General features: G+C 59.2%; 5 protein-coding genes. 2 read left to right on the top strand and 3 right to left on the bottom strand.

The window, feature by feature from the left end:
- Positions 1–14: 14 nt before the first annotated feature.
- Genes ALO64_RS18190 through ALO64_RS18180 form a run of 3 tightly spaced genes read right to left on the bottom strand, consistent with a single transcriptional unit; the run spans position 15 to position 2,439 of the window.
- Complete coding sequence (locus tag ALO64_RS18190; RefSeq protein ID WP_044344171.1) at positions 15–455, bottom strand: hypothetical protein; 441 nt, start codon at positions 453–455, stop codon at positions 15–17.
- 7 nt (positions 456–462) lie between these two features.
- Positions 463–891 carry a DNA polymerase III subunit chi gene (locus ALO64_RS18185; RefSeq protein ID WP_044344170.1) on the bottom strand — a complete coding sequence of 143 codons (429 nt, stop codon included), beginning with the start codon at positions 889–891 and terminating at the stop codon, positions 463–465.
- Positions 892–948: 57 nt separating this feature from the next.
- Positions 949–2,439: a leucyl aminopeptidase gene (locus ALO64_RS18180; protein ID WP_002552285.1), complete on the bottom strand. Its 1,491-nt coding sequence runs from the start codon at positions 2,437–2,439 to the stop codon at positions 949–951.
- Between the two features lie 319 nt (positions 2,440–2,758).
- Between ALO64_RS18180 and lptF the strand changes: the two genes are divergently transcribed.
- Together lptF and lptG are read left to right on the top strand one after the other, a co-directional pair.
- Positions 2,759–3,886, top strand: a complete 1,128-nt coding sequence (gene lptF, locus ALO64_RS18175) for an LPS export ABC transporter permease LptF (protein WP_044344169.1) — start codon at positions 2,759–2,761, stop codon at positions 3,884–3,886.
- Complete coding sequence (gene lptG, locus ALO64_RS18170) at positions 3,873–4,934, top strand: LPS export ABC transporter permease LptG (protein ID WP_002552287.1); 1,062 nt, start codon at positions 3,873–3,875, stop codon at positions 4,932–4,934. The genes lptF and lptG overlap by 14 nt, the downstream gene beginning before the upstream one ends.
- Positions 4,935–4,973 lie beyond the last annotated feature (39 nt).

Below are 4,973 nucleotides of genomic sequence, written 5' to 3'. Positions count from 1 at the left end.
CCTAACCACACACTTCACTTCTGCTGGGCCAATAACCGCTCCAGCCTTGCCTCCAGCCGACGCTTGATTTCAGCCTCGATGTGAGGGGCGAAGTCGGCGATCACGTCCTGCAGGATCAACTGCGCGGCGGCACGCAATTCGTTGTCCAGATGCAGCAGGGCATCCGGGTTCGGCAGTGCTTGAGGCTGGGCAGGCTGTTGAACGGTCTGAAGCTGCTCGACAGGTGCGGCTAGCACATCAGGCGTCAGCGTCGGGATGTCGTCTTCGTCGAAGTCCTGTTGATAAGTCGCGTCGGGGCGAGCGCCGACCACATCGAATAACAGAGGAATCTGGCCTTCCGGACGAGTCGGGTCGTTCGGCAGCGGGGAGTGTGCGGGGTCATCGCCGAGCAATTGGCGGATCGATTCCAGATCGTTCAGCAAATGCGCGGATTCAGCTTTTTTTGAAGTATCCATCGTGTCCTCAAAGGCGCTGCAGTCGGTGATCTTGCGGAGGATAGCCCTGTTCGCGATAGGAACGGAAACTCTCGCGTGCGGCAAGACGTATGGCGGGGTCTTCGACAACGACTTCGGCCACGCGGGCGAAAAGTTTGAAGAAGGCCGGAATGCTCAGGTCGAGGTTGACCAGCAGGTCACTGTGTTCGCCCGAGTCGTCGCCCAGGCCCAGTACCACGGCAGCATCGTGATCGCTCTCGGCGTCGCCATGGGGTAGAAACACTTCACCTCTGAAACGCCAGAGCCGGGCATCGAGGTCCTCACGCTGCGCTGCATCGCTGCAATGTAGATAGACCTTGTGGCCCAAACGCCAGGCTTTTTCCGTGAGTTTGCAGGCAAAGTCCAGGCGCGCGGCAGGATCGGCGCTGGGCAGGATGTAAAAATCGACTTGGGTCATACAGGTTCCAGAACCAGTGGCGTATCGACCGTGAAGCCGACACGCCAGGGTGTCTTTTTATACGCCGGCGCGGTCGAGCAGGTACTGGGTCAGCAGCGGAACCGGACGTCCAGTGGCGCCTTTTTCCTTGCCGCCGCTCAGCCATGCAGTGCCGGCGATGTCCAGGTGAGCCCAGTCATAGGCCTTGGTGAAGCGCGACAGGAAGCAGGCCGCCGTGATGGTGCCGCCTTTCGGGCCACCGATATTGGCGATGTCGGCGAACGGGCTGTCGAGCTGCTCCTGGTACTCATCGAACAACGGCAACTGCCAGGCACGGTCATCCGCCTGTTTGCCCGCGTCGAGCAACTGATTGATCAGCGCGTCATTGTTGCCCAGCAGGCCGGAAGTGTGGCCGCCCAGCGCAACCACGCACGCGCCGGTGAGAGTGGCGATGTCGATGACTGCCTGTGGCTTGAAGCGTTCGGCGTAGGTCAGTGCATCGCACAGCACCAGACGGCCTTCAGCGTCGGTGTTGAGAATTTCGACCGTCTGGCCACTCATAGTAGTGACGATGTCGCCGGGACGTGTCGCGGTGCCGCTCGGCATGTTTTCGGCGCAGGCCAGAATACACACCAGATTGATCGGCAGTTTCAGTTCCAGTACGGCGCGCAGGGTACCGAATACGCTGGCAGCGCCGCACATGTCGAACTTCATCTCGTCCATGCCCGAGGCAGGCTTGATACTGATGCCGCCGGTGTCGAACGTAATGCCTTTACCGACCAGCACGAAGGGCTGATCACCTTTTTTGGCACCCTGATAGTTCATGACGATCAGGCGAGGTGGCTGGGCGCTGCCCTGAGCCACCGCGAGGAAAGAGCCCATGCCCAGTTCGGCCAGTTTCTTCTCGTCGTGAACTTCCACTTTCAGATTCTTGTGTGCCTTGCCCAGCGCCTTGGCTTCTTCGCCCAGGTAGGTCGGGTGGCAGATGTTAGGTGGCAGATTGCCCAGGTCGCGGGTCAGTGCCATGCCGGTGGCGATAGCCTTGGCGTGAGTGGAAGCGCGCTCGATGTCAGCTATGCGTACCTTGTCGGTCAGCAGGGTGATTTTTTTCAGGGCGCGAACTTCGGCTTTCTGGGTCTTGAAGCGGTCGAAGACGTATTCGCCATCCGCCAGGGCCTCGACCAGCAGACGAGCCGTGCCGTAGGTGTCGCGGTTTTTCACTGACAGGTCATCGAGCGCAATCGCAGCGTCGCTGCCGCCCAGGCCTTTGAGGCAGGTCAGTGTTGCACCGACGATTTTTTTCAGCTGGCGGTCCGACAGTTCACCTTCCTTGCCGGTACCGATCAGCAGAACGCGCTCTGCCTTGATGTTGGGCAGGTTGTGCAGCAGCAGGCTCTGACCGACCTTGCCCGCCAGATCACCGCGTTTGAGAATGAGGGAGATGGCTCCGCCGCTGAGGATATCGACAGCCTGGGCAGCACCAACCAGTACACGGCTTTCGCCGACGGTGACCACCAGCGTGGCGGTTTTCAAGGTTTCTGGGCTTACGCTTTTAACAACCAATTCCATGTGGGGTCCCCGAGTAGACGATGAGAGTCGCAATATGAATGATGTACGCGGGATGGCCTGAGTGTTTTCAAGGTGGATGCCCGCGGTAAGCCTTGCAGTTTGACCCCGCTGCACGACTGCTGACAACCCCGTAGAGCCGCCTGCTTTGCGTGTATGTGCGAACTATCCCCGGTGCGCAGTGACAGAAACACACAATCACAGGATAATGCCGCATATTTTTTGATGCCCACGCCTTTTGCCGGCGTGAATCTCTGGTTGCCGTGGCTCACAATTTTTCCCTGTTTGGCTGCCTGAGCCTGACAACTCTGGAGTGTCTGGTTTGATTGTCTTCCGTTATCTGTCCCGAGAAGTGCTGCTTACCTTGAGCGCGGTCAGCGCCGTGCTGCTGGTGTTCATCATGAGCGGACGCTTCATCAAGTACCTGGCGCAGGCCGCGTCCGGTGCGCTCGATCCGGGCGTGCTGTTCCTGATCATGGGCTTCCGCCTGCCAGGCTTTCTGCAGGTAATTCTGCCGCTGGGCCTGTTCCTCGGCATTCTCATGGCTTACGGGTGCCTGTACCTGGAAAGTGAAATGACCGTGCTGGCAGCCACCGGCATGAGTCAGCAACGGCTGCTTGCCATCACCATGGGGCCTGCCACGCTGGTCGGACTGTTGGTCGCCTGGCTGAGTTTCAGTCTGGCTCCACAGGGCGCTACCCAGTTTTCGCTGCTGATCAACAAGCAGGACGCCATGACCGAGTTCGACACGCTGGTGCCGGGCCGTTTTCAGGCGCTGCGTGACGGTACACGTATCACTTACACCAAGGAACTGTCGGAAGACCGCTCGCAACTGGCTGGTGTGTTCATCTCTGAAAAACGCATGTCCGGCGACAAGAGCAAGGACAACGGTATTACCGTGCTGGTGGCAGAGAAGGGTCATCAGGAGGTAAGGCCCAATGGCAGTCGCTTCCTGATCCTCGAAAACGGCTACCGCTACGATGGCAATCCTGGTGCGGCTGATTACCGTGTGATCAAGTACGACACCTACGGGGCGATGCTGCCCAAGCCGGAAATCAGTGAAGAAATCACCGACCGTGAGGCCATTCCGACCAGCGAACTGATCGGCAACCCGGCACCGCGCTCTGTCGCCGAGCTGCAATGGCGTATTTCGCTGCCGCTGTCGGTGTTCATCGTCACGTTGATGGCTATTCCGTTGTCGCGCGTCAATCCGCGTCAGGGCCGTTACCTGAAGCTGCTGCCGGCGATCCTTCTGTACATGTCTTATCTGGCCATTCTGATCTCGGTGCGCAGTTCGCTGGAGAAGGGCAAGCTGCCGCTCAGCCTGGGCATGTGGTGGGTGCATGGCATCTACCTGTCCATTGGCCTGCTGTTGTTCTATTGGGAGCCTCTGCGTCTGAAGATGGCGAGTCGCCGCAGCGTCACGGAGGTGACTCGTGGTCAAGCTTGATCGATACATCGGTAAAAGCGTATTGCTGGCGATTCTTGCGGTTCTGGGAATCATTCTGGGGCTGGTTTCATTGTTCGCGTTCATCGACGAGATGGGTGATATCAGTGACACCTACACACTGGCGGATGCCCTCAGCTACGTCATGCTGACCGCGCCGCGGCGTGTCTACGACACCCTGCCAATGGCTGCCCTGATCGGTTGCCTCATTGGTCTGGGTACGCTGGCCAGTAGCAGCGAACTGACCATCATGCGTGCAGCAGGTGTGTCCATCGGGCGCATCGTCTGGGCGGTCATGAAGCCGATGCTGCTATTGATGGTTGCCGGTGTACTGGTCGGCGAGTACGTGGCTCCCTACGCCGAGAACCAGGCTCAGGCCGCTCGCTCGCTGGCTCAGGGCTCGGGTGATGCGCAGAGCGCCAGGCATGGTCTTTGGCACCGTCAGGGTGACGAATTCATCCACATCAACACCGTCCAGCCCAATGGTCTGATGCTTGGCGTGACACGTTACCGTTTCGACGATCAACGCCACATGCTGACGTCCAGCTTTGCCAAAGAGGCCAATTTCAAGACCGATTACTGGGAGTTGAAGGACGTCAGTACCACGCATTTCAATGACGGCCGTACCGAGGTCATCAATACGCCGGTCGAGCGCTGGGATGTAGCGTTGAGCCCGCAATTGCTGAGCACAGTGATCATGCCGCCCGAATCGCTTTCGATCAGCGGTCTCTGGAACTACGCGCATTATCTGGCTGATCAGGGCTTGAGCAATGGCCGCTACTGGCTGGCGTTCTGGACCAAGGTATTGCAACCGGCTGTGACAGTAGCGCTGGTGCTGATGGCAATCTCGTTCATCTTCGGCCCGCTGCGTTCGGTTACGCTGGGGCAGCGCGTGTTCACGGGAGTGGTGGTCGGCTTTACCTTCCGCATCATTCAGGACCTGCTTGGTCCTTCCAGCCTGCTGTTCGGTTTCCCGCCGTTGCTGGCTGTGCTGATGCCTGCTGCAGCCTGTGCGCTGGCCGGTGTGTATCTGCTGCGCCGCGCCGGATAGCGTCGTGTAGCCGCAGTGAAAAAGCCGACCTTGAGTCGA

This window comes from Pseudomonas meliae, from assembly GCF_001400515.1.
GTDB classification, from domain to species: domain Bacteria; phylum Pseudomonadota; class Gammaproteobacteria; order Pseudomonadales; family Pseudomonadaceae; genus Aquipseudomonas; species Aquipseudomonas amygdali.
The sequence above is the reverse complement of the archived record's forward strand: the minus strand, read 5'-3'. Positions and strand labels throughout refer to the sequence as shown.

Coding starts and splice junctions, on each gene's coding strand:
- ALO64_RS18180 (WP_002552285.1), bottom strand. CDS start 2,439: ATGGAATTGGTTGTTAAAAGCGTAAGCCCAGAAACCTTGAAAACCGCC.
- ALO64_RS18190 (WP_044344171.1), bottom strand. CDS start 455: ATGGATACTTCAAAAAAAGCTGAATCCGCGCATTTGCTGAACGATCTG.
- ALO64_RS18185 (WP_044344170.1), bottom strand. CDS start 891: ATGACCCAAGTCGATTTTTACATCCTGCCCAGCGCCGATCCTGCCGCG.